Here is a 23,321-nt window from a genome sequence, read left to right as displayed (position 1 = left end):
GATTCTGCCAGTCGCGGAACGTGCGCGCGGCACTTTCTGCACGCCGCGTCCGTCATGCCGGTTGCGGCGCCGCCGAAGCGCCGCGCCGCTCCGTTCGAACACCGATTTCTCCACGACCGCGATGACGAACCCGACTCCCAACATTCTGATCCTGATGGCCGACCAGCTGACGCCGTTCGCGCTGCCGGCATACGGCAACCGCGTCGCGCGCACGCCGACGCTCGACCGCCTCGCGACGCAAGGCGTGGTGTTCGACGCCGCCTACTGCGCGAGCCCGCTGTGCGCGCCGTCGCGTTTCTCGCTGCTGACCGGCAAGCTGCCGTCGGGTATCGGCGCCTACGATAACGCCGCCGAATTGCCCGCGCAAACGCTGACCTTCGCACACTACCTGCGCGCCGGCGGCTATCGGACGATGCTGTCCGGCAAGATGCACTTCTGCGGCCCGGACCAACTGCACGGCTTCGAGGAGCGGCTCACGACCGACATCTATCCGGCCGACTTCGGCTGGGTGCCCGACTGGGACCATCCGGCCGAGCGGCCAAGCTGGTATCACAACATGAGCTCGGTGCTCGAGGCCGGCCCGTGCGTGCGCACGAATCAGCTCGACTTCGACGATGAAGTGACGTTCGCGGCGAAGCAGAAGCTGTACGACGTCGCGCGCGAGCGTGCGGCGGGGCACGACGAACGGCCGTTCTGCATGGTCGTGTCGCTCACGCATCCGCACGATCCGTACGCGATTACGCGCGAGTACTGGGATCTGTACAGGGACGACGAGATCGACATGCCGGCCGTGCGGCTCGCGGCTGCGGACAGCGACCCGCATTCGCAGCGGCTGCGCTTCGTCTGCGAGAACGACCGCACGCCGCCTACGGACGCGCAGATTCGCGCCGCGCGCCGCGCATACTATGGCGCGACGTCCTACGTCGACGCGCAGTTCGGCAGCGTGCTGGCCGCGCTCGAGCAATGCGGATTCGCCGACGACACGATCGTGATCGTCACGTCCGACCATGGCGACATGCTCGGCGAGCGCGGGCTCTGGTACAAGATGACGTTCTTCGAAGGCGGCTGCCGCGTGCCGCTGATCGTGCACGCGCCGGGCCGCTTCGACGCCGCACGCGTGCGCGCGCCGGTGTCGCACGTCGACCTGCTGCCGACGCTCGCCGACCTCGCAGGCGTGGCGCCGGCCGGCGGCTGGCCGGACCCGGTCGACGGCGCGAGCCTCGTTCCGCATCTGCACGGCACGCCCGCGCACCACGTCGCGCTCGGCGAATATCTCGCGGAAGGGGCGATCGCACCGATCGTGATGATTCGCCGCGGCGACTGGAAGTTCGTGCATTGTCCGGCGGATCCCGATCAGCTCTACAACCTCGCCGACGATCCGCGCGAGCGTACGAACCTGGCCGGCTTGCCGGAAGCCGCCGACGTGCTGGCTGCATTTCGCGCGGAAGCCGTGCAACGCTGGAACCTGCCGGAGCTCGACGCACGGGTGCGCGCGAGCCAGCGTCGTCGCCGCTTCCACTACGCGGCGACGACGCAGGGCCGCATCCACGCGTGGGACTGGCAGCCGTTCACCGATGCGAGCCAGCGCTACATGCGCAATCACATCGAACTCGATACGCTCGAAGCGATGGCGCGCTTTCCGCGCGTCGGGCGCTGAACGATCCGCATCGCGGACATTGACGAACGACGGAGGAAGCAGACCATGAAACGGCAAATCCATGCAGCAAACCGCAGTTTCGGCACGGCGCTGGCCGTGGCCGCGTGTGTGTTGGCGATGCAGCAGCCCGCACGCGCCGCCGATCCGCAGACATGTCGCGACGTGAAGATGGCGGCGCCCGGCTGGACCGACATCGACGCGACGAACGCGATGGCAGGCGTCGTGCTGAAGGCGCTCGGCTACCGGCAGGACGTCGCGAACCTGTCGGTGCCGATCACATACCAGGGCTTGAAGAAAGGGCAGGTCGACGTGTTCCTCGGCAACTGGATGCCCGCGCAGGCGCCGCTCGTGAAGCCGTTCGTCGACGAGAAGTCGATCGACGTGCTGCACGCGAACCTCAGCGGCGCGAAGTTTACGCTCGCGGTGCCCGACTACGTCGCGGCGGCCGGCGTGCACACGTTCGCCGATCTCGCGCGCTACGCGGACCGTTTCGGCGACAAGATCTACGGGATCGAGCCCGGCGCGCCGGCGAACCAGAACATCAAGCGGATGCTGTCCGATCATGCGCTTGGCGCCGCGAACTGGTCGCTCGTCGAATCGAGCGAAACGGGGATGCTCACGCAGGTCGAACGCGCGGTGCGCGACAAGCGCTGGATCGTGTTTCTTGCGTGGGAGCCGCATCTGATGAACACCAAGTTCCATCTGACGTATCTGTCGGGCGGCGACGCGTATTTCGGGCCGAACTACGGCGGCGCGACGGTCAACACGGTCGCGCGCGCGGGCTTTGCCGGGCAGTGCGCGAACCTCGCACGCCTGTTCCGGCAGATGACCTTCTCCGTCGACGTCGAGAACCGGATGATCGCCGACATGCTCGACAACAAGACGTCGCCCGCGGTCGCCGCGCAGCGCGTGCTGAAGGCCGACCCGGCGCTCGTCGCGGGCTGGCTCGACGGCGTGACGACGGCGTCCGGCACACCGGCGCTGCCCGCCGTGCGCGCGGCCCTCGACGCCCGTTGATCCCCGTCCGGGCGGCCAGTTTTTGCCGCGCCGCCCGTCTCCGTGTTTTCCCGACCCGTCGCATCAAGACCATTTGGTGTCGCCTTCAGACGGGTGACCTGAAATATGGGTTTGTATTTTTCGCCAATGGCTGCGTTATTGCGGAAAACGAAATGCCGGAGCCAGCGGATGTACCGAATTCGAATCAGCCGGCGTATTGCGTCGCGCGCCGAGCCACGGTTCTTTCCATCGAACGGTTCAGGGGGTAGTCGACAATGAAGCAAAAGAAAGTTGCCGTAGCTGCCGCGCTCGCTTGCGCGGCCTGTATTCCCGCCATCGGTCATGCGCAGAGCAGCGTGACGCTGTACGGGATCATCGACGCGGGCATCACGTACGTGAACAATACCGGCGGCTCGCACGTGGTCAAGTTCGACGACGGCATCGCGTACGGCAACCGCTTCGGCCTGAAGGGCACGGAGGACCTTGGCGGCGGCCTGAAAGCGGTGTTTACGCTCGAGAGCGGCTTCCACCTCGGCAACGGGCAGCTCGGCTTCGGCGGCGCGGAATTTGGGCGTCAGGCTTATGTCGGCCTGCAGAACGACTGGGGCACGCTGTCGTTCGGCAACCAGCTGGACATTACCAACGAGCTCGTGTCGATCTACAACATCTCGGCATGGGGCAGCGGCTACGCAATCCACCAGGGCGACTTCGACCGCTTCAACGGCGACCGCCTGCCGAACTCGGTGAAATTCCTGTCGAACGACCTGAACGGCTTCAAGTTCGGCGCGATGTACTCGTTCGGCAACGTCGCCGGCAACTTCCACCGCAACAGCGCGTGGAGCGCGGGCGCGAGCTTCACGAAGGGCGACTTCTCGATTGGCGCCGCGTACACGCGCCTGAACAACCCGAACGGCATTTATGCGTTCGATCCTTACGCGATGATCGGCACGCACACGTTCCTCGGCCAGCAGACCGTGACCGTCGATTCGGCGACGGGCGCGCGCACCGACCTGTTCTCGAACACCGCGATGGATGTCGACAGCCAGGGCACGTTCGGCATCGGCACGAGTTACACGATCGGCAAGCTCACGCTCGATGCGAACTACTCGTACACGACGATCAAGGGCTTCGGCCAGTCGTCGCACATGCAGGTGTACGAAGGCGGCGGCCTGTATCAATTCACGCCGGCGCTCAGTTTCATCGCGGGCTACCAACACACGCGCTTCGAAGGGCATCACTGGAACCAGGGCACGGCCGGCCTGCACTACCTGCTGTCGAAGCGCACCGACGTGTACATCTCCGGCGATTACCTGCGCGCGTCGCAGGGTGTCGATGCGGTGATCGGCTACAGCTTTACGCCGTCGACGACGCAAACGCAGGCCGATGTGCGGATCGGGATGCGGCATTCGTTCTGAGCACGGCGGCCGGATCGTTCTACGTCTTCAGCGAGGTCTCTCTTTGGCGCGAACCGCGGTTCGCGCTTTTTTTTTGCGCGGCGCGATGCCGCGCGCGAGCGGGTATCCGGCAGCGTTCCGGCGGTTGACGCTATCATCGCGCTTTGGCCGCATCCGCGTCTCGCCGATCGCGGGCCTCGTCCGATCACGTCTCTCCCGATGACCGCCCCGTTACCCGAATCCGCCTCGCCGGCGCCGTTACCCGTCAACCTGTTCCGTCACGCACCGTTCCAGCGCTTCTGGGGCACGCGCGTGATGTCGTCGCTCGCGTTCCAGATCCTGTCGGTCGCAATCGGCTGGTATGTGTATGCGCTCACGCACAGCGCGTTCGCGCTCGGGCTCGTCGGGCTCGCGCAGTTCGTGCCGATGTTCGTGCTGACGCTCGTCGTCGGCCAGGTGGCGGACCGTTACGACCGTCGCCGCATCGCGACGATTTGCCAGAGCGTCGAGGCACTGGCCGCCGGCGTGTTTCTGCTCGGCGCGGCGAAAGGCGGACTCACGGCACCGGGCGTGTATGCGCTGGCGGCGATCGTCGGCACCGCGCGCGCGTTCGAATCGCCGTCGGTGTCGTCGCTGCTGCCGGCTGTCGTGCCGCGCGGCGACCTGCCGCGCGCGACCGCGCTGTCGACGTCCGCGAACCAGGCCGCGCAGATTCTCGGCCCCGCATTCGGCGGCGTGCTGTACGGCGTCGGCGCGCCGGTCGCATTCGGCACAAGCGTCGTCGCGTTCGCGATCGCTGCGCTGCTGAGCGGCACGATTCCGCTGCGCAGTGCGCCGCCCGCGCGCGAACCGGTCACACTGCGTTCGGTGTTTTCCGGCATCGCGTTCATCCGGCGCGAGCCGGCGATCCTCGGTGCGCTGTCGCTCGACCTGTTCGCCGTGTTGTTCGGCGGCGCGACCGCGCTGCTGCCCATCTATGCGCGCGACATCCTGCAGGTCGGGCCGTGGGGCCTCGGCGCGCTGCGCGCCGCGCCAGCCGCCGGTGCGCTCGCGGGCACGCTCTGGCTCACGCGCTTCCCGCTGAAGGGCAGGCCCGGCCGGGCGATGTTCGGCGGCGTGATCGCGTTCGGGATCGCGACGATCGTATTCGGGCTGTCGCGCAATTTCGTGCTGTCGCTTGTCGCGCTGGCGGCGTTCGGGGCGGCGGACGTGGTGAGTGTCGTCGTGCGCCTGTCGTTCGTGCAGTTGCGCACGCCCGACGACATGCTCGGCCGCGTGAGCGCGGTCAACTCGCTGTTCATCGGCACGTCGAACCAGCTCGGCGAATTCGAATCGGGCGTAACGGCCGCGTGGTGGGGCGCGCCGGCCGCGATCGTCGTTGGCGGCGCGGCGACGATCGCCGTCGCGCTGACGTGGATGCGCCTGTTCCCGACGTTGCGAAACATGACGTCGCTCGATCGCGATCATTGAATCGCCGTCGTTAATCCGGGCATTCGCGAGTCGCAGCCTTGTTCGGGCGAATCGCTTCAAGCTGCCTTTTTCAATTGAATTCCCGACGGCACATCGGCGGGATACGGCCCGTCGATACGCTCGAGGGCGCGCCTGCCGATCAGATGCCGCCGTTCGGCGCAACCTGCACGGCCGTGCCGTAGCAGATGACTTCCGTGACGCCCGCGCCGATCTCGGTCGAGTCGTAACGCATCGCGACGACCGCATTTGCGCCGAGCTTGCGTGCATCGGCGAGCATCTTGTCGAATGCCTGCTGGCGTGCTTTCTCGCACAGCGACGTATACAGCGTGATGTTGCCGCCGAAGATGGTCTGCAGCGACGCGCCGAACGAGCCGACGATCGAACGCGACCGTACGATGATGCCTTGCGCGACGCCGAGCAAGCGCACGGTCGTGTGGCCGGGCAGGTCGAACGCGGTCGTCACGCGCTCGGGTGAGAGATCGCCGGTAGAGCGGGAAAGGTCGGTCATGGCGGGGCACCGTGAGGCGGGATTGAACGAACGACGATTCTATCCGGAACGGGAGCCGCGCCCGTCCGGTGCGCTGCGGCGCGAGCCGGCCGCGGCCGCTCAGTGCTTGACCGTCGCGCCGCCGTCGCCGCCGAGGTCGGCCGCATACGCGCGACGCGAGCAGGCCGGCTTCCTCGGCTTCGTACCCGACGAACTCGATCGTCCGCTTCGGCTTGTAGCGGTTCGCGAGCAGCACGCGCAGCGCTTCGGTCAGGCATCGCGATGCCCGATGCATCGTCATCCGCGCCGGGCGAGCGGGTGTCGTTCAGCGCGTCGCGCGTCGGTCGCTGCGCGGGCTCACGCCGAAACGCGAACGATACGTGCGCGAGAAATGCGACGGCGATTCGAAGCCGCACGCGACGCACACCGACGTGATGCTCATGTCGGTCTGCTGCAGCAGCTCGCGTGCGCGATCGAGCCGCAGGTTCAGGTAGAAGTGCGTCGGCGTGTCGTTCAGCGTCGCGCTGAACAGCCGCTCGAGCTGGCGGCGCGTGATCGATACCTCCTGCGCGAGCGCGTCGGAGCCGAGCGGCGTCTCCATGTGCCGCTGCATCGTGCCGATGACCTGAATCAGCTTGCGGTTGTGCACGCCGTAGCGCGCGGCGATCTCGAGCCGCTGGCTGTCCGACCGCTGCCGGATGCGGCTCACGACGAATTGCTCGGAAATCGCCGCCGCGAGATCGGCGCCGTGCCGCCGGCCGATCAGGTCCAGCATCATGTCGATCGACGCGGTGCCGCCCGCGCACGTGATGCGGCGGTCGTCGATCTCGAACAGCTCCTGCGTTGCGTTCAGGGCCGGGTAGCGTTCGCGGAACGCGGCGAGCGCCTCCCAGTGCAGCGTGAGCGTTTGCGACGCGTCGAACAGCCCGGCTTCCGCGAGCACGAAGCTGCCGGTGTCGATACCGCCGAGCGTCGCGCGATGCCGGTTCTGGCGGCGCAGCCAGTCGGCGAGCGGACGGTCGTAGCACACGAGCGGATCGAAGCCCGCGACGACGAACACCGTCTCGACCCGTTCGACGTCCGCGCATGCGGCTTCCGCCGCGACCGGAATGCCGTTGCTCGCGGCGACGGGCGCGCCGTCCGCACTGATCACATGCCAGCGGTACAGCTCGGTGCGGAACCGGTTCGCGACGCGCAACGGTTCGACCGCTGACATGAAGCCGAGCGCGGAAAAGCCGGGCAGCAACAGGAAATGAAAATCCTCGGGCATCGGAGCGTGGGTCGAATCGGGTGGTCGTCGCGCCGCAGCGAGCGGTCCGCGGCGCGCGCCTGACCGGCTCGCCGCAGTCGCGGGTTCAGCACGGGATTATCGCGGGTTTTGTGCGCGCTTAGCGCGTTTTTGCGGTGCGTGCCGTCTGGCGCGCAGCCGCACGAGCACGGCCTGCATCGTAGATGCGTTCCCGCGCGTGGCGACCGCATCGCCAACGCACGACGCAATCGATCGTGCACGCGGACAGGCATCGCGACGACTCAGCGTGGCGGCGACAGCCGTTTGAAGCGGCTCCACAGCTTCTTCAGCGTCTGATGATCGGACGCGGCACGCGCGGCGAGAAAGCCGCGAGCGAAGCCAGCGCCCGGCGCGGCTTCGGCCGATGTACGAGGGAGTGCCTTCAGAAGCCGATCCGCGACCACGGCATCGTTGCGCCAGCCCAGATCGTCCTGAAGCCCGGTCAGCGCGCCGACATACGCGCGGACGGCTTGCTTGCTGCACAGCGACGCGAAAAATTCGGTGGCGTACCGCACTTTCTTGGCCGCGATGCGTGCACGGTGACGACGGTGATCGTCGAGATCGGCGAGCCGTTTGCCGCGTTTGATTAGTTTCCGGTGCCGGCGACGCAGCACGTCGCGGGCAAACGGACGCGCCGGCTGCACGAGCGCAGCGCGCTGTTCGTCGGACATCCCGTCGCGCCAGCCCTTCCGGTTCAACCATGACGCGAGCCGCAACGCGAGCCGCGTGTAGCGAACCGACTGCACCGCGGCAGCCGCGCGCTGACGATTCGTGATCGCAATACGCTGGCACGCGTGGCGGACGGGACGGATCTCGTCCTGGTTGCCATTCGTGCCGGCGTGGTCGAGCGTCGTTCCCGCAAGCACTTCCCAGTCACGCGCGGCGCCGAGCTCGCCGGCGATCCAGCGCAGCTCGTGATCGAGGCCGGGAAACGCCGGAATCGCTTTCTCGAACAGGTCGAGCGCCGAGCGCAGCCGACGAAGCCCCACCCGCATCTGATGAACGCTCGACGGATCATGGCCGGACTCGACACCGCGCTCGTTCGCGTGGATCTGGTCCAGGCAGTTGCGCACGATCCGGCAGAAGGCGTCTTCAATCGAGTCATCCCGCGTCAGTTGCACCGGTTGCGCGTTGACGGCCGGTTGATGCTCGGCGACGAGGAGTCCGTAGCCGAGATCGGCCTTGCTTTCATGATCGATACGCAATGGCACGACGTCGAGCAATTCCAGTGCGATGCCGTACAGGTTTTCAGCGCGGCCCCGTTTCAGCTCCAGTTCGACCGCGGCGATCGGAAGCGAACTCGCGTTCGCGTCGACCGTCCCCTTGTCGAGCGCGACCTCGACCTCGTCTCCGGACGGCAGACGCAGCGGTAAAACGGTCCGCTTGATTCGCGTGACGAATACAGGGCGAAGATCGGGCGCGGTGGCTTCGTCGCGAACGAGGCGACCGCAGTCGGTGTCGTCAGGGAGCTTGTCTCGCAGCAGTGTCAGATCGGGCGCGTCGCCATCGACGGGCATCTCGAATTCGTCCCGGTCGAACAGGCCCGCCTGCGGCGACCCTTCCAGTTTCAACGTCTGGATCCGCTCGTTGCCGACCGCGCGTACGCGCAGGGAAGCCGCACATTTGTGAAACGCCAGCGCGGCGGTGTCGAAGTACGTGCTCGTCAGCTGTTGACGCGCGCGGGCGCCATTCGCGTGCGCGAGCAACGGTGCGTGGCGCAACTTGTCGAGATCGTCGACGGAAACCCGCAGCTTCAGCTCTCGTTCCATACCGCCTCCGAAGGGTCGCCGACTATCGGCCTGCGCCCGGTCCGCGGGCGTCTTCCCAGTCGTGCCAGTCGATTCGATGTATTTCCACATACCGGCCTACCGCTTCGCCGATCGTCGGAAAGAAGTTGTCGTCGCCGAACATGCTGTACATCCCGTAACGCTTCAGACTGTCCTTGACCGGGCCTTTCAGCTCGGCGAACACGAGCTTCACCTGCCGCGCGGCAAGTTCGCGATGCAGCCGTTCGAGTACGTCGGCGGCCGTCAGATCGATGTCGGTCACGGGCTCCGCTGCGATGACGATCCAGCGTGCCGGCTCCGGCGACGCGTCGACCGCACGCAACACGCGTTCCCGAAAAATTTCCCCGTTCGCGAAAAACAGCGGCGCATCCCAGCGCAGCAGTACGAGCCCGGGCACGCGACGCGCGTCCGGATGACGCGACACGTCGTGATAACCCTTCCTGCCGTCGACGCGCCCGAGCACGGCTGCGTACGGCCGCCATGCACGCCATAGAAACGACAGCACGGTGAGCAGTAATGCCAGGGCAATACCGTTCACGACCCCGACGGTCGCCACGCCGACGAAGCACGCCAAGGCCTGCACGAACTCGCTTTTGCGCAGCCGGTAAAGCCGCACGACGCCGCGCACTTCGATCATGTTCACGCATGCGGCGATCACGACGGCGGCCAGCACGGATTGCGGCGTGTGCGCCAGCGCACGCGGTGCGAACAGCAGCAGCGCGGCAACGACGGCGGCGGCGACCACGCCCGTCGCCTGCGTCTTTGCGCCTGCTGCTTCCGCGACGGGCGTGCGGGAGCCGCTGGCGCTCACGGCGAACCCTTGCACCAAACCGGCTGCGAGGTTCGCCAGCCCGAGCGCGACGCATTCGTGATTGCGGTCCACGCTTGCGTCGTTGCGCAATTCGTAGGCACGGGACAGCACGCTGATATCCGTGAACGAAACGAGCGCGATCGCCGCCGCGCTTCCCGCGAGATGCAGCCAGTCGTCGACGCTCACGTCCGGTATCCGCGGCACAGGCAGACCTTGCGGGACCGCGCCGACGGTCGCGACACCCGCGCGCGTCGCCAGGTCGAACCACATCACCGCAGCCGTCGCGCCCGCCACGGCGAGCAGCACGCCCGGCACCCTGGGGCAGAGCCGTTTGCATGCGAGTATCAGCACGAGCGACGCGCCACCGAGTGCGAATGACGTTGCGTTCACGTTCGATGCCGCGATGCCATCGACCACGGCGCGCACCTGCTCGATGAACGATTCGCCGCCACCCTTGTACCCGAGAAGCTTGGGCAACTGCCCGATGCTGATCGTCAGCATGATGCCGTTCAGAAAACCGTACCGAATCGGCAGCGACAGCAGCTCGGTGACGAAGCCGAGCCTGAGCGCGCCGACCGCGATGCAGATGGAGCCCGTGAGTACCGCTAGTGCGCCGGCAAGGGCCAGCGCATGCGCGGCATCGCCGCGAGCGAGCGGCGTGATGCTGGCGGCGATCAGCGCGACGAGCGCGGAGTCGGGGCCGAGCACGAGGATACGGCTCGGACCGAAGAGCGCATACGCAAGCATCGCGGCAAACGACGCATAGAGGCCACTGGCGGCGGGCAGTCCCGCTGCGTTCGCGTACGCCATGCCCGCGGGCACGAGCACGGCGCTGAGCGTGACGCCGGCCAGCAAGTCGTGCGGCAGCCACGCCAAGCGATAGGTGCGCACCGCGGCGAGTCCGTTGATCCACCGCAGCGGGCCGGCATCGGGCTGGCGGGTCGGTCGGGCCGTGTGCGGGCGGGCACGGCTTTTGATGTTCATCGCAGGACGTCAGGGAACCCGGCGGAAACGGTCGCCATGTCCGCCGGTATCGTTAAAGATTATGTTCCCGTGTCGCCGCAGGGCAAGGCCGGTTTCACGATGTTGCGTATCGGCGCGCCGGCGTTGCCTCCGGCGCGCGTCGCGCATCATTCAGATCTGTTGCTGGCCGCCATCGACGAACAGCTCGATCCCGTTCACGAAGCTCGCATCGTCCGACGCGAGGAACAGCGCGGCTGCGGCAATCTCTTCCGGTTCGCCGAGACGGCCCATCGGAATCAGCGAGGCCAGGTAATCGGCCAGCCCTTGCCGTTGCGCGGCGTCCTGACCGGCGAGGTCGAGCAGGCCCGGCGTACGCGTCGCACCCGGGCTGATCGTGTTCACACGGATGCGGCGTTCCTTGAGGTCGAGAATCCAGTTGCGTGCGAACGCGCGCACGGCGGCCTTCGACGCCGAATACACGCTGAATGCGGCGGTCCCCGCACTGCCGGCCGTCGAGCCGGTGAGGATGACCGATGCGCCGTCGGCGAGCAGCGGCAGCGCCTTTTGCACGGTGAACAGCACGCCCTTCACGTTGCGATTGAACGTATCGTCGAAATGCTCTTCGGTGATGCTGCCGAACGGCAACATCGAGCCGCCGCCGGCGTTCGCGAACAGCACGTCGAGCCGGCCGCGTTCTTCGTTGATCTGCGCGTACAGCGCATCCAGTTCGGCGAGCTGCGTGGAGTCGATGCGCACGCCAGTTGCGCTGCCGCCGCTGTCGCGGATCGCCTGCACGGCGGCATCGAGTTCGGCCTGACGCCGGCCGGTCACGTAGACGTGTGCGCCTTCCGCCGCGAAGCGCCGGGCGGTGGCGAGGCCGATCCCGCTGGTGCCGCCGGTGACGAGTGCGATCTTGTTGTCGAGCTTGCGTGCCATGTTGCTTCTCCTTTGGTTCGGTACGTTGACGAAGGGTTCGTGTTGCGTGCTGCGATGTAAGGAGAATATCGACGGCCCTTTCTTTTCGAAATAGAATTGATCGCAAACCAACGTTGCAAAATTGCAAGGATGATCCGCAATGGCGAGACTGCCAGACTTCGAAGGGCTCGCGATGTTCGCGAAGGTTGCCGAGGAGGGATCGTTCGCGGCCGCGGCGCGCTTGATGGGCGTGTCGGTCGCGACGGTTTCGCGCGGCGTCGCGCGGCTGGAAGACCGTCTGGGCGGGCGGCTCTTCAACCGGACGTCGCGTCAGCTCGCGCTGACCGAATTCGGCAGAACCCTCAGCGAAAAGGCCGGCGACATGTATCGCCATGCCGAAGAGGCCGAGAGCGCCGCACGCGAGCTGGCCGTACAGCCGCGCGGGCTCGTGCGTTTCGCCGTGCCGATGTCGTTCGGATTGCGGTGGGTCGCGCCGCTGCTGCCGGGTTTCTTTCGCGCCTATCCGGAAGTGTCGATCGACCTGCACCTGTCGGATGCGGCGGTCGATCTGATCGCCGATGGTTTCGATGCGGCATTGCGGATCGCCGCGCTGCCGGATTCGTCGCTGGTCGCCCGGCGCTTGTGCGCCGTAACGCAATACGTGGTTGCGTCCCCCGCGTATCTGAAGCGCGAAGGGCGCCCCGCGCATCCGCGCGACCTCGCGGGGCGGCGTTGCCTTTCGTATGCGTATCGCGCGCATAGCGACGTGTGGCGCTTCACGAACGACGCCGGCGACGAAGAGCCGGTCATGCCGAATGGCCCGCTGCGTGTGACGAACGCCGATGCACTGCTGCCGACGTTGCTCGATGGCCTCGCTATCGGCGAACTGCCGGAGTTCATTGCGGGCGAATATCTGGCCGACGGCCGCCTCGAAGCGATCCTGACCGACTGGTCGCTGACGAAGGGCGGCCTCTACTTCGTCACGCCGTCCGCGCGTGCACGTCCGGCGAAGGTCGCCGCGCTGTCCGACTATTTCGCCGAGCACCTGTCCGCTCCGTCCTGGCGATGGCCGAAGTGAGGGGCGATGCCGCAAGCCGTGCGATGCACCGAAATTCCCGGCCGAAGGTCGCATTCGCTAGAATCGGTCGTCGTCGAAGCAATACGCCGAAATGCATTGGCGCAGCGGTGCCGAACGCACGAATGCCGCTCGCGCTCATCCCATGTCCTTTACTGGAGGCGAACGTGCCAGGATTACTTCCCGATGTCGACCGCGACGGGCTTCTCGAATACTCGGTCGTGTACACCGACCGGTCGATCAATCACATGTCGCAGCGTTTCCAGCGCGTGATGCGCGACATTTCCGCTGCGCTGAAGCATGTCTACAACGCGAAAGCGGTTGCAATCGTCCCCGGCAGCGGGACGTTCGGCATGGAGGCCGTGGCGCGGCAGTTCGCGACGAACCGGAAGTGCGTCGTCATCCGCAACGGCTGGTTCAGCTTCCGCTGGTCGCAGATTTTCGACATGGGCGGCATTCCGTCCGAATCGATCGTGTTGAAGGCGCGTCCGGTCGAAGCGGGCAGGCAGGCCGCGTTCGCGCCGGCGCCGATCGACGAAGTCGTCGCGGCGATTCGCGAGCACAAGCCGGATCTCGTGTTTGCGCCGCACGTCGAAACCGCGTCGGGGATGATGTTGCCCGATGCGTATTTGCGTGCGGTGGCCGACGCCGTGCATGCGGTCGGCGGCATGTTCGTGCTCGATTGCATCGCATCCGGCACGATCTGGGTCGACATGGAGGCGAGCGGCGTCGACGTGCTGATCAGTGCGCCGCAAAAGGGCTGGAGCGCGTCGCCCGGCTGCGCGCTGGTAATGATGAGTCCGCTGGCACGCGAGCGAATCGATGCGACGACCAGCACGAGCTTTGCATGCGACCTGCGCAAGTGGCTGCAAATCATGGAAGCGTACGAGAACGGCGGGTTCGCGTATCACGCGACAATGCCGACCGACAGCCTCGCGACGCTGCGCGACGTGATCAAGGAAACGGAAGCGTACGGCTTCGACAAGGTGAGGGCGGAACAGCTCGAACTGGGCATGCGGATTCGCGCGCTGCTCGCGGAGAAGGGGTTCCGCAGTGTCGCGGCCGACGGTTTCGAGGCGCCGGGTGTCGTCGTTTGCTATACCGATGACGATGATATCCGGTCCGGCAAGAAATTCGCCGATGTCGGCATGCAGATCGCGGCGGGCGTGCCGCTGCAATGCGATGAGCCGGCGGATTTCAAGACGTTCCGGATCGGCCTGTTCGGTCTCGACAAGCTGCACGACGTCGACGCGGCGGTTGCGCGGTTCGCTAGCGCGCTCGAGCGCGTGCTGTAGCGGGTCGCCCCGCTGTGCGGGTGCGCGGCGCATGACGTGACGACACCGGTTCGATCCATCTCACACATGCGCCGCGGTTCCCGGAGGTCGCCGCGATGGAGCGGCGGCCGATGAGCGCAGAGGCGCGACGCGAAGCGGATACGCGCCGGTTGCCAGTGCTTGTCAGTGCAGCCGACACGTGACGGGTTGGACTGGATCAGACCGGCGGCGGATTGGCTGACGCCGCTTGGCCACTCTCGGCCGTCCGGGATGGCCGGGCACATCGTCATTCGCGTGACGATTCACCTCCCGTTCGCGTGATTCAGCCGGTCAGGCTGCCTACATTGATGCGCGAGGACGCGTGGCCGGTTCCTGCCTCAATGCTTCGGCAATGTCCGATGCTGCTTTTTGCAGCTCGGGCACATAGCGGCGAGTGGCATCTGCAAGACTTACCGCGCGTGACAGGAACACGACATTGAGACTGGCGATCACGCGTTCGTCCGCGCTGATCGAGACCGCCACCGCGCCGATTTTCGCCTGCGCGGTCCAGTCGCCGTGATTCGATCCGAAACCATCGTCGCGCACGCGCCGGATCAGCTTGCGCACGAGCGCATCGTTTCTCGCGAACGCCTGTTGCTCTTCACCCCCTGCACCGGAGCGCAACAGTTCCAGAATATCCTCGCGCTCCTCATCGGGGCACATCGCGAAGTACGCGCGACCCGCGGCCGTCAGCAACATCGGCAAACGCCGCCCGACCATTGCGCGATGAAACGACAAACGGCTGAAGCGATGCGTCGTCTCGCGGATGATCATCGCGTCGCCATCGGGCGTGGTCAGATCGGATGGCCACGCGACGCGCTGCAGCAACTGCCCCATGATCGGCGGCGCCACGGTCGCGATGCGCTCGGTATCGGTGAAGCCCTCGCTCAATGAACGCACCGCGAGCGTCAGGCGGAAGCTGTCGTCCGATGTACTGCGGCGCACGAATCCTTCCTCCATCAACGTTTCGAGCAGGCGGCGCACCGTAGTGCGATGCAGGCCGGTCAGATCGGCGATTTGCTGACTCGTCGCCCGGCCGTTTTCCATCGCATTCAGCGCCCTCAGCACCTGGAGGCCGCGCGCCAGACCGCGCACGTTCGTGTAGGTCGTCACGTAAAAATACCCTTTGGAATCAACAATGTGCATTCTATGCACATTCCGGAGATTTTGTTGAGGGTGTTTTTCGCGCCCCATAAACTGCGTTCGCAAGCTGAACGATCGAGAGCCACGCGCTTCGCCGGTTCGGCACATCGGACAAGACATTCAGGAGACAAGCATGCGCCCCGCCTTTGAACCGGCGGCCGGCAACGGCCGCGCTCATCCTCAAGAAACGACACATCGTTCGATCGACGCAGATGTCGCCATCATCGGCGCGGGCCCGGTCGGCCTGATGATCGCGAACATTCTCGGCCTGCAGGGCGTGCGCGTCGTCGTTATCGAGAAGCTCGCGCAGATCATCGACTATCCGCGCGCCATCGGCCTCGACGACGAAGCGCTGCGCGTGTTCCAGTCGGTCGGCCTTGTCGACGCGCTGCTGCCGCACACCACGCCGAATCACTGGATGCGCTTCACGCTGAAAGGGAAATGCTTCGCGTCGATCGAGCCGCGCACCGACGAGTTCGGCTGGCCGCGCCGCAATGCCTTCATCCAGCCGCTCGCCGATCAGATCCTGTACAGCGGCCTCGAGCGTTTCGAGAATGTGTCAACGCTGCTTGGTCACAGCGTCGACAGCTTTGCACAGGACGAGGGCGGCGTGACCATAGAAGCGACCGACGCGCACGGTGCGAAGACAACGATCCGCGCCGCGTACATGGTCGGCGCGGACGGCGGCAACAGTTTTGTGCGCCGCACGCTCGGCGTGCCGTTCGAAGGCCGCACGAAGCCGAATCAATGGATCGTGATCGATGTGCGCAACGACCCGATTGGCTCTCCGCATGTTTATCTGCATTGCGACGCGCGGCGTCCGTACGTCTCTGCGGCGCTGCCGCACGGGATCCGGCGCTTCGAATTCATGGTGATGCCGGGCGAGACGGAGGAGGAGCTGTCGAAGCCGGAGAACATGGCGGCGTTGGTGCGCGGGGTTGTCGACGATCCCGACAAGGTCGACTACATTCGCCGGCGCGTCTATACGCACAACGCGCGGCTCGCGAGCACCTTCCGGGTGAAACGCATCCTGCTCGCCGGGGACGCCGCGCACATCATGCCCGTTTGGCAGGGGCAGGGCTATAACAGCGGCATTCGCGACGCGAGCAATCTCGGCTGGAAGCTCGCGATGGTCGTGAAAGGCACGGCGCGCGATTCTCTGCTCGATACCTACACGACGGAGCGGCGCGCGCACGCGCGTTCGATGATCCACCTGTCGGAAGTCGCGGGCGACATCTTCGCGCCGACGAGTTTCTTCGGATCGAAAGTGCGCGACGCGTTCGTGCGCTGTTTCGACGTGCTGCCTTCCATGAAACGCTACTTCATCGAAATGCGTTTCAAGCCGATGCCGCGCTATGAGGAGGGCGTCGTGCTTCTGGCGCCGCGCGAGCGGTCCGACGGCGTGCTCGCACGCATGATCGCGAAGCGGGGGCATGGCGCGTTCGGGCGCCTCGTCGGTCTGATGAGCGAGAAGCGCGAATCGCTGGTCGGCCGGATCGTGCACGGCCGCGATGCGCAGGCGGGCACGCCCGTGGGCCGCATGTTCATCCAGCCGCGCGTGCGTCTCGCGGATGGCCGCATCGTCCGGCTCGACGACGCGATCGGCAACCGCTTCGCGATCGTGGGGTGGGGCGCCGACCCGACGTTCGGCTTGACTCCCGAGGCGCGCCGCATCTGGCGCGCGCTAGGCGGCTGCTTCGTGATTGCGAAGCCCGACCCGCAGCTTGCCTTCCATGAGGACGTGCCTGACGACGTGATCGCGATTGGCGATGTCGACTCGCGCCTGCGCGACTGGTTCGCGCGTGTGCCGGAATCCGTCGTGCTGCTGCGGCCCGACCGCTTCGTGGCCGGCATGTGCTCGCCGCAACGTGTATCGGGTTGCGTGTTGCAGCTTGCGCAACGGCTGTCGCTTGCCATGGCAGCCGGCGCGACGCCCGGCGGCGCGACGTTCGCGCATGCTGCCGACCTGGTAGGGGCCTGAGATGCCGATTCATCTTGAATGCATGTCGCACACGCCGTTGCACGGGTATTTCGACCCCAGGCCGGAAGTCGTCGCGGAAGTCGAACGCGTGCAGCGCGCGGCGCGCGAGCGGGTCGATGCGTTCGATCCGGAGTTGGTGATCGTGTTCGCGCCGGACCACTACAACGGATTTTTCTACGACGTGATGCCGCAGTTCTGCATCGGCGTGAGCGCGACGGCAATCGGCGATTTCGGCAGCGCGGCCGGCCCGTTGCCCGTTGCGCGCGATGCGGCGCTCGCGCTCGCCGATGCCGCACTCGCGAGCGATATCGACGTCGCCGTTTCGTATCGCATGCAGGTCGATCACGGCTGCGCGCAGGCGCTCGAGGTACTCGCGGGCGGCATCGACCGCTATCCAGTGGTACCCGTTTTCATCAACTCGGTTGCGCCGCCGATGGCGTCGTGCCGCCGCGCGCGGCTGCTCGGCGATGCGATCGGTCGTGCCGTCGCGCGCATGAACCGGCGCGTATTGCTGATCGGCTCGGGCGGCATGTCGCACGAGCCGCCGGTGCCGGAAATTGCGGGCGCGGACGATGTCGTCGCGGAGCGGTTGATTGCGGGACGCAACCCGTCGCCGGCGTCGCGCGATGCGCGGCAAGCCCGCACCGTCGCCGCGGCCAAGGCGTTCGCTGCGGGTGACAGCAGGCTGCATCCGCTCAATCCCGCATGGGACCGTGCGTTTCTCGAATTGCTCGAACGCGGCGAACTCACCGCCGCCGACGGCCTCACGAACGAAGCGATCACGCGCGACGCAGGCAAGTCCGCGCACGAAATCCGCACGTGGGTCGCCGCATTCGGGGCGCTTGCGGCGAGCGGCGCTTACGACGCATCGATCGATTACTACCGTGCGATTCCGGAATGGATCGCGGGCTTCGGCGCGATGCACGCGCGGGAACGGACTCTTTCCAGGAGATAGAACCATGTCGGACGACAGCAACATTTTTTCGCTGGCCGCGCGCCTGCGTGACGCGCAGGCGTCGCGTCGCACGATCGCGCCGCTGCGCGAGACGTGTCCTGCAGGCGACGCGACACTCGCCTACGCGATCCAGCAGATCAACAACGACCTACGCGCGGCGAACGGAGAGCGTGTCGTCGGCAGGAAGATCGGCCTGACTTCGCCCGCGGTGCAGAAGCAACTTGGCGTCGATCAGCCGGACTTCGGCGCGTTGTTCGCGTCAATGGCCTACGGCGACAGTCAACCGATGCCGCTCGCTTCATTGATTCAGCCGAAGGTCGAAGCGGAAATTGCACTCGTGCTCGAACGCGACCTGACCGCCGAAAAGCACACCTTCGCGGATCTGATCTCCGCGACCGCCTATGCGGTGGCGGCGATCGAGGTCGTCGACAGTCGCATCCGCGACTGGGACATCCGGTTTTTCGACACCGTCGCGGACAACGCGTCGAGCGCGCTGTTCGTGCTCGGCAGCAGGCCCGTCCCGCTGCGCGATATCGATGTGAGCGCTTGCGCAATGACGCTCACGCAGGACGGCGAAGTCCTTTCACGTGGCAACGGCGGCGCGTGCCTCGGCAATCCGCTGAATGCGGCTGCATGGCTCGCGGATCGGATGGTTCGACTCGGCACGCCGCTGCGCGCGGGCGACATCGTGCTGACGGGCGCGCTTGGGCCCATGGTCGCGGTGAAGGCGGCCGGCACTTATACGGCGCACATCGACGGCCTCGGCAGTGTGCGCGCCAGTTTCAGCGAATGACGGACGGAGACATTTCCATGGCAACAGACATCAGCAAGTGCAAAGCCGCGATCATCGGATCAGGCAACATCGGCACCGACCTCATGATCAAGATCATGCGCCGCAGCAAGCATCTCGAAGTCGCGGCAATGGTCGGCATCGATCCCGCCTCGGACGGCCTCGCGCGCGCCGCGCGGCTTGGCGTGGCAACGACGCACGAAGGCGTGGAAGGGCTGGCGCGCCTGCCCGTGTTCGACGAGATCGACTTCGTGTTCGATGCGACGTCCGCCGGCGCACATGTGAAGAATGACGCGTTTCTGCGCACGCTCAAGCCGGGCATTCGCGTGATCGACCTGACGCCCGCCGCCATCGGCCCGTACTGCGTGCCGGTGGTGAATCTCGACGCGCATCTCGATGCGCCGAACGTGAACATGGTCACGTGCGGCGGACAGGCGACGATCCCGATGGTCGCCGCCGTGTCGCGGGTCGCAACGGTGCATTACGCGGAGATCGTCGCATCGATCAGCAGCAAGTCTGCCGGCCCCGGTACGCGCGCCAACATCGACGAGTTCACGGAGACGACGTCGAAGGCGATTGAGGCGGTGGGCGGCGCCGGCAAGGGAAAGGCGATCATCGTGCTCAATCCGGCCGAGCCGCCGCTCATGATGCGCGACACGGTCTATGTGCTCTCCGAAGCGGCAGACCGGACGCTGATCGAAACGTCGATCAATCAAATGGCCGCTGCGGTTCAGGCCTATGTGCCCGGCTATCGCCTGAAGCAATCCGTGCAGTTCGACGACATCCCGTCCGCTGCGCCGTTGCACATTCCAGGACTCGGCCATTTCAGCGGACTCAAGACCTCGATCTTCATCGAAGTGGAAGGCGCGGCACATTATCTGCCGGCCTACGCCGGCAATCTCGACATCATGACGTCGGCCGCGCTGGCAACGGCCGAGCGCATGGCCGCGTCGCTTGTGAACGCCTGAAGCAGGGAGCACTCGATCATGGACAAGAAACTCTACATCTCCGATGTGACGCTGCGCGACGGCATGCACGCGATCCGTCATCAGTATTCGATTGAAAACGTGCAGGACATTGCACGCGCGCTGGACGACGCGAAGGTCGACAGCATCGAGGTCGCGCACGGCGACGGCTTGCAGGGCTCGAGCTTCAACTATGGCTTCGGCGCGCACAGCGATCTGGAATGGATCGAGGCGGTAGCCGATGTGGTGAAGCACGCGAAAATCGCGACGCTGCTGCTGCCCGGCATCGGCACGATTCACGACCTGAAGGCTGCGTACGACGCAGGCGCGCGAGTCGTACGTGTCGCGACCCATTGCACGGAAGCGGACATTTCGAAGCAGCACGTCGAATATGCGCGCAGCCTCGGCATGGATACGGTCGGCTTCCTGATGATGAGTCACATGACCACGCCCGACCACCTCGCGATCGAGGCGAAGAAGATGGAAAGCTACGGTGCGACCTGCGTGTACGTGGTCGATTCCGGCGGCGCGATGAACATGCACGACATTCGGGCGCGCTTCAGGGCGCTCAAAGCCGTGCTTCGCCCCGAGACCCACACGGGCATGCATGCCCATCACAACCTGAGCCTCGGCGTGGCCAACTCGATCGTCGCGGTCGAAGAAGGCTGCGACCGTGTCGATGCGAGCCTGGCGGGCATGGGCGCGGGAGCGGGCAACGCACCGCTCGAAGTGTTCATCGCGGCGGCCGAGCGCCTTGGCTGGCATCACGGCACGGATCTCTATCGGTTGCTCGACGCGGCCGACGATATCGTCCGCCCGTTGCAGGACCGACCGGTGCGCGTGGACCGCGAAACGCTCGCGCTCGGCTATGCGGGCGTGTATTCGAGCTTCCTGCGGCATTCCGAAATCGCGGCGAAGAAGTACGGGCTGAAGGCCGTCGACATTCTCGTCGAACTGGGCAAGCGGCGCATGGTGGGCGGTCAGGAAGACATGATCGTCGATGTCGCACTGGATCTGAAGAAGCGCGCAGCCCACGCGTGAACCTTTCGCTATGCCACGCGCCATGAAGAGCGCCGCATCGTTCAACCTGGAGACATCAATGAAAACGTCAACGGCTTCCCCGTCGCGCAGCGGCGGCGCCATCACCATCGGCCTGTGCTTCGCAGTCGCGCTCCTCGAAGGGCTCGATCTGCAATCCACCGGCATCGCCGCACCGCGCATGGCTCGCGAGTTCCACCTCGCTGCCGCGCAGCTCGGCTGGGCGTTCGGCATCGGCGCGCTCGGTTTGTTGCCGGGCGCGGCGATCGGCGGCAGGCTCGCGGATCGCATCGGCCGCAAACGCGTGCTGATGATGGCGGTCGCGCTGTTCGGGATATTTTCGATTGCAACGACCCAGGTGTGGGATCTGCACAGCCTGCTGGTCGCGCGCCTGCTGACGGGGCTCGGTCTCGGCGCTGCGATGCCGAACCTGATCGCGCTGTGTGCGGAGGCTGCCGCGCCCGGACAACGCAGCACGGCGGTCGGTGCGATGTACTGCGGCATGCCATTCGGAGCGGCGCTCGCGGCGGTAATCGGCATCGTCAGCCCGAGCGTCGAGGCCTGGCGGCACATCTTCTATGTCGGCGGGGTCGGGCCGCTGCTGACCCTGCCGCTGCTGGCGCTGTTCATAAAGGAGTCGACGCATTTCGTCGCGGCAAGCCAACACGCGACCCGCGATCCGAACGGCGGCATCGTGCACGCACTCTTCAGCAACGGGCGCGCGGCGACGACCATCGCGTTGTGGATCAGCTATCTGGGAACGCTGATCGTGCTGTACTTCCTGATGAACTGGCTGCCGTCGATGGTCCTCTCGCGCGGCCTTACGCCGGTACAGGCGAGCATCGTGCAGATGATGTTCAACATCGGCGGCGGCATCGGCGCGATCGTGATCGCGGGGCTGATGGATCGCATCGGCAAGCGGATGGTGGTGGTCGGCATGTATACGGGCATCGCGACTGCGTTGCTTGCGCTCGCCAGTGCAAACGGCAGCATGTCGATGGGATTCGGCGGCCTGCTGGCCGGCCTGTTTCTCGTCGGCGCGCAGTCGGTGCTGTACGCGCTCGCCGGTGCGACGTATCCGACGCAGTTTCGCGGCACGGGCGTCGGCGCGGCGGTGGCCGTCGGCCGCGTTGGCTCGATGGTAGGCCCGTTGATCGCCGGGCAATTGTTTGCACTCGGCCAGAGCGGCTCGGTGCTCGTGATCTCCAGCATTCCGATCATCGTGATCGCGGCGCTCGGCGCGCTCGCGGTGGTCAGGAAGTTTCCGTGCGAGTCGGCCGACGGCTCGCGCACGTTTGGAACCGAATCGATCTGACGAAGGATATCGACATGACTGACACTGTGACTCATCGCGAAGCCGCGACCAGCAAGTACGTGAACGTGGCGGAAGGTGGCGTGGAACTGCGCGTGCACTACAACGACACCGGTGCGGGCAAGGAAACGCTCGTTCTGCTGCACGGCTCGGGTCCGGGCGCGACCGGCTGGGCGAACTTTCATCGCAATGTGGACGCGTTCGCGAACGCGGGTTATCGCGTAATCCTCGTCGACTGTCCCGGCTGGGGCAAGAGCGATTCGACCGTCTGCACCGGCTCGCGCTCCGACCTCAACGCGCGCGTGCTGAAGGGCGTGCTGGATACGCTTGGCATCGAGCGCGCGCATCTCGTCGGCAACTCGATGGGCGGGCATAGCGCGGTGGCCTTCGCGCTGGCGTATCCCGAGCGTGTCGGCAAGCTGGTGCTGATGGGCGGCGGCACGGGCGGTCCGAGCCAGTTTGTGCCGATGCCGACCGAGGGCATCAAGCTGCTGCAAGCGCTGTATCGCGACCCGACGCTCGAGAACCTGAAGAAAATGCTGAATGTCTTCGTCTACGATGCGAGCACGATGACGGAAGAGCTGATGCAGACGCGGCTCGATAATATGCTGGCGCGGCGCGATCATCTCGAGAACTTCGTGAAGAGTATGGCGGCCAATCCGAAGCAATTTCCGGACTACGGTCACCGGCTGAACGAGATCAAGGCGCCCGCGCTCGTGATTTGGGGGCGCGACGACCGTTTCGTGCCGATGGACGTCGGCCTGCGCCTTGTTTGGGGCATGCCGAACGCAGATCTGCATGTGTTCGGGCGCTGTGGGCACTGGGCGCAATGGGAGCACGCGGAGCGCTTCAACCGGATGGTGCTGGAGTTTCTGCGCCGGCAACAAGACGTTGCATCGGTGGGGGCCGTTTAGCCTGCTGCCTTTCGCAATTCGTCCGGCGGGCCGCTGCCGTGCTTCGAAAGCGGCCCGTCGACAGGCA

Annotated in this window: 19 protein-coding genes and 1 pseudogene; 13 read left to right on the top strand and 7 right to left on the bottom strand. The window is 66.0% G+C overall.

All coding sequences use genetic code 11. The features are described from left to right. Positions 1–121 precede the first annotated feature (121 nt). The 4 genes from betC to WK25_RS27555 all read left to right on the top strand — a co-directional run bounded on the left by betC (position 122) and on the right by WK25_RS27555 (position 5,517). Entirely contained in the window at positions 122–1,657 is a 1,536-nt protein-coding gene (gene betC / locus WK25_RS27570; RefSeq protein ID WP_069243569.1) for a choline-sulfatase, read from the top strand. A gap of 45 nt (positions 1,658–1,702) precedes the next feature. Next, positions 1,703–2,674, top strand: a complete 972-nt coding sequence (gene choX / locus WK25_RS27565; protein ID WP_040140798.1) for a choline ABC transporter substrate-binding protein — start codon at positions 1,703–1,705, stop codon at positions 2,672–2,674. Between the two features lie 254 nt (positions 2,675–2,928). After that, a complete protein-coding gene (locus WK25_RS27560) occupies positions 2,929–4,068 on the top strand; it encodes a porin (RefSeq protein WP_069243285.1) in 1,140 nt (379 codons plus the stop codon). A 198-nt stretch (positions 4,069–4,266) separates the two neighbouring features. Next, complete coding sequence (locus tag WK25_RS27555) at positions 4,267–5,517, top strand: MFS transporter (protein ID WP_069243284.1); 1,251 nt, start codon at positions 4,267–4,269, stop codon at positions 5,515–5,517. Between the two features lie 139 nt (positions 5,518–5,656). Here the strand turns inward: WK25_RS27555 and WK25_RS27550 are convergent, their stop codons facing one another. From WK25_RS27550 to WK25_RS27530, 6 genes and pseudogenes are all read right to left on the bottom strand, one after another. Continuing rightward, the gene (locus tag WK25_RS27550) at positions 5,657–6,025 is read right to left on the bottom strand and encodes a YbjQ family protein (protein ID WP_069243283.1); all 369 of its coding nucleotides are present in this window, start codon (positions 6,023–6,025) and stop codon (positions 5,657–5,659) included. Between the two features lie 127 nt (positions 6,026–6,152). After that, positions 6,153–6,327: pseudogene (locus WK25_RS31520) on the bottom strand (M20/M25/M40 family metallo-hydrolase); the annotation flags it as partial. Positions 6,328–6,329: 2 nt separating this feature from the next. Next, on the bottom strand, positions 6,330–7,274 hold the full coding sequence (locus tag WK25_RS27545; RefSeq protein WP_069243282.1) for a GlxA family transcriptional regulator: 945 nt from the start codon (positions 7,272–7,274) through the stop codon (positions 6,330–6,332). A gap of 260 nt (positions 7,275–7,534) precedes the next feature. After that, the gene (locus WK25_RS27540) at positions 7,535–9,061 is read right to left on the bottom strand and encodes a CYTH and CHAD domain-containing protein (protein WP_069243281.1); all 1,527 of its coding nucleotides are present in this window, start codon (positions 9,059–9,061) and stop codon (positions 7,535–7,537) included. A gap of 22 nt (positions 9,062–9,083) precedes the next feature. Continuing rightward, positions 9,084–10,874: a SulP family inorganic anion transporter gene (locus WK25_RS27535; protein WP_083253097.1), complete on the bottom strand. Its 1,791-nt coding sequence runs from the start codon at positions 10,872–10,874 to the stop codon at positions 9,084–9,086. A gap of 150 nt (positions 10,875–11,024) precedes the next feature. After that, the gene (locus WK25_RS27530; RefSeq protein ID WP_069243280.1) at positions 11,025–11,789 is read right to left on the bottom strand and encodes an SDR family NAD(P)-dependent oxidoreductase; all 765 of its coding nucleotides are present in this window, start codon (positions 11,787–11,789) and stop codon (positions 11,025–11,027) included. A gap of 139 nt (positions 11,790–11,928) precedes the next feature. Here WK25_RS27530 and WK25_RS27525 point away from each other — a divergent pair, with 139 nt between their 5' ends. Together WK25_RS27525 and WK25_RS27520 are read left to right on the top strand one after the other, a co-directional pair. After that, positions 11,929–12,846, top strand: coding sequence for a LysR family transcriptional regulator (locus WK25_RS27525; RefSeq protein ID WP_040140784.1), 918 nt, complete (start codon positions 11,929–11,931; stop codon positions 12,844–12,846). A 164-nt stretch (positions 12,847–13,010) separates the two neighbouring features. Further along, positions 13,011–14,138, top strand: a complete 1,128-nt coding sequence (locus WK25_RS27520) for an aminotransferase class V-fold PLP-dependent enzyme (RefSeq protein ID WP_069243279.1) — start codon at positions 13,011–13,013, stop codon at positions 14,136–14,138. A gap of 318 nt (positions 14,139–14,456) precedes the next feature. Here the strand turns inward: WK25_RS27520 and WK25_RS27515 are convergent, their stop codons facing one another. Then, a complete protein-coding gene (locus tag WK25_RS27515) occupies positions 14,457–15,269 on the bottom strand; it encodes a DNA-binding transcriptional regulator (RefSeq protein ID WP_059544505.1) in 813 nt (270 codons plus the stop codon). A 163-nt stretch (positions 15,270–15,432) separates the two neighbouring features. Here WK25_RS27515 and WK25_RS27510 point away from each other — a divergent pair, with 163 nt between their 5' ends. Genes WK25_RS27510 through WK25_RS27480 form a run of 7 tightly spaced genes read left to right on the top strand, consistent with a single transcriptional unit; the run spans position 15,433 to position 23,254 of the window. Beyond that, on the top strand, positions 15,433–17,280 hold the full coding sequence (locus WK25_RS27510; RefSeq protein WP_069243278.1) for a bifunctional 3-(3-hydroxy-phenyl)propionate/3-hydroxycinnamic acid hydroxylase: 1,848 nt from the start codon (positions 15,433–15,435) through the stop codon (positions 17,278–17,280). Position 17,281: 1 nt separating this feature from the next. Next, entirely contained in the window at positions 17,282–18,235 is a 954-nt protein-coding gene (locus WK25_RS27505) for a 3-carboxyethylcatechol 2,3-dioxygenase (RefSeq protein WP_069243277.1), read from the top strand. A gap of 4 nt (positions 18,236–18,239) precedes the next feature. Beyond that, positions 18,240–19,028, top strand: coding sequence for a 2-keto-4-pentenoate hydratase (gene mhpD, locus WK25_RS27500; protein WP_040140774.1), 789 nt, complete (start codon positions 18,240–18,242; stop codon positions 19,026–19,028). Between the two features lie 17 nt (positions 19,029–19,045). Next, positions 19,046–19,993, top strand: coding sequence for an acetaldehyde dehydrogenase (acetylating) (locus WK25_RS27495; RefSeq protein ID WP_040140772.1), 948 nt, complete (start codon positions 19,046–19,048; stop codon positions 19,991–19,993). A 15-nt stretch (positions 19,994–20,008) separates the two neighbouring features. Next, complete coding sequence (gene dmpG / locus WK25_RS27490; protein ID WP_319000776.1) at positions 20,009–21,031, top strand: 4-hydroxy-2-oxovalerate aldolase; 1,023 nt, start codon at positions 20,009–20,011, stop codon at positions 21,029–21,031. 58 nt (positions 21,032–21,089) lie between these two features. Further along, positions 21,090–22,343: a 3-(3-hydroxy-phenyl)propionate transporter MhpT gene (gene mhpT / locus WK25_RS27485; RefSeq protein WP_069243567.1), complete on the top strand. Its 1,254-nt coding sequence runs from the start codon at positions 21,090–21,092 to the stop codon at positions 22,341–22,343. Between the two features lie 14 nt (positions 22,344–22,357). Then, on the top strand, positions 22,358–23,254 hold the full coding sequence (locus WK25_RS27480) for an alpha/beta fold hydrolase (protein ID WP_069243275.1): 897 nt from the start codon (positions 22,358–22,360) through the stop codon (positions 23,252–23,254). The last annotated feature ends 67 nt before the right edge of the window (positions 23,255–23,321 follow it).

Source organism: Burkholderia latens, assembly GCF_001718795.1.
In the GTDB taxonomy this organism is placed as follows: Bacteria; Pseudomonadota; Gammaproteobacteria; order Burkholderiales; family Burkholderiaceae; genus Burkholderia; species Burkholderia latens_A.
This window is presented reverse-complemented; position numbering and strand designations above follow the sequence as displayed.

What these genes read in the sequence shown, in the direction of transcription:
- WK25_RS27560 (WP_069243285.1), top strand. Translation starts at nt 2,929, where the DNA reads ATGAAGCAAAAGAAAGTTGCCGTAGCTGCCGCGCTCGCTTGCGCGGCC.
- WK25_RS27530 (WP_069243280.1), bottom strand. Translation starts at nt 11,789, where the DNA reads ATGGCACGCAAGCTCGACAACAAGATCGCACTCGTCACCGGCGGCACC.
- mhpT (WP_069243567.1), top strand. Translation starts at nt 21,090, where the DNA reads ATGAAAACGTCAACGGCTTCCCCGTCGCGCAGCGGCGGCGCCATCACC.
- betC (WP_069243569.1), top strand. Translation starts at nt 122, where the DNA reads ATGACGAACCCGACTCCCAACATTCTGATCCTGATGGCCGACCAGCTG.
- WK25_RS27555 (WP_069243284.1), top strand. Translation starts at nt 4,267, where the DNA reads ATGACCGCCCCGTTACCCGAATCCGCCTCGCCGGCGCCGTTACCCGTC.
- mhpD (WP_040140774.1), top strand. Translation starts at nt 18,240, where the DNA reads ATGTCGGACGACAGCAACATTTTTTCGCTGGCCGCGCGCCTGCGTGAC.
- WK25_RS27535 (WP_083253097.1), bottom strand. Translation starts at nt 10,874, where the DNA reads ATGAACATCAAAAGCCGTGCCCGCCCGCACACGGCCCGACCGACCCGC.
- WK25_RS27505 (WP_069243277.1), top strand. Translation starts at nt 17,282, where the DNA reads ATGCCGATTCATCTTGAATGCATGTCGCACACGCCGTTGCACGGGTAT.
- WK25_RS27510 (WP_069243278.1), top strand. Translation starts at nt 15,433, where the DNA reads ATGCGCCCCGCCTTTGAACCGGCGGCCGGCAACGGCCGCGCTCATCCT.
- WK25_RS27540 (WP_069243281.1), bottom strand. Translation starts at nt 9,061, where the DNA reads ATGGAACGAGAGCTGAAGCTGCGGGTTTCCGTCGACGATCTCGACAAG.
- WK25_RS27495 (WP_040140772.1), top strand. Translation starts at nt 19,046, where the DNA reads ATGGCAACAGACATCAGCAAGTGCAAAGCCGCGATCATCGGATCAGGC.
- WK25_RS27480 (WP_069243275.1), top strand. Translation starts at nt 22,358, where the DNA reads ATGACTGACACTGTGACTCATCGCGAAGCCGCGACCAGCAAGTACGTG.
- WK25_RS27545 (WP_069243282.1), bottom strand. Translation starts at nt 7,274, where the DNA reads ATGCCCGAGGATTTTCATTTCCTGTTGCTGCCCGGCTTTTCCGCGCTC.
- WK25_RS27550 (WP_069243283.1), bottom strand. Translation starts at nt 6,025, where the DNA reads ATGACCGACCTTTCCCGCTCTACCGGCGATCTCTCACCCGAGCGCGTG.
- WK25_RS27525 (WP_040140784.1), top strand. Translation starts at nt 11,929, where the DNA reads ATGGCGAGACTGCCAGACTTCGAAGGGCTCGCGATGTTCGCGAAGGTT.
- choX (WP_040140798.1), top strand. Translation starts at nt 1,703, where the DNA reads ATGAAACGGCAAATCCATGCAGCAAACCGCAGTTTCGGCACGGCGCTG.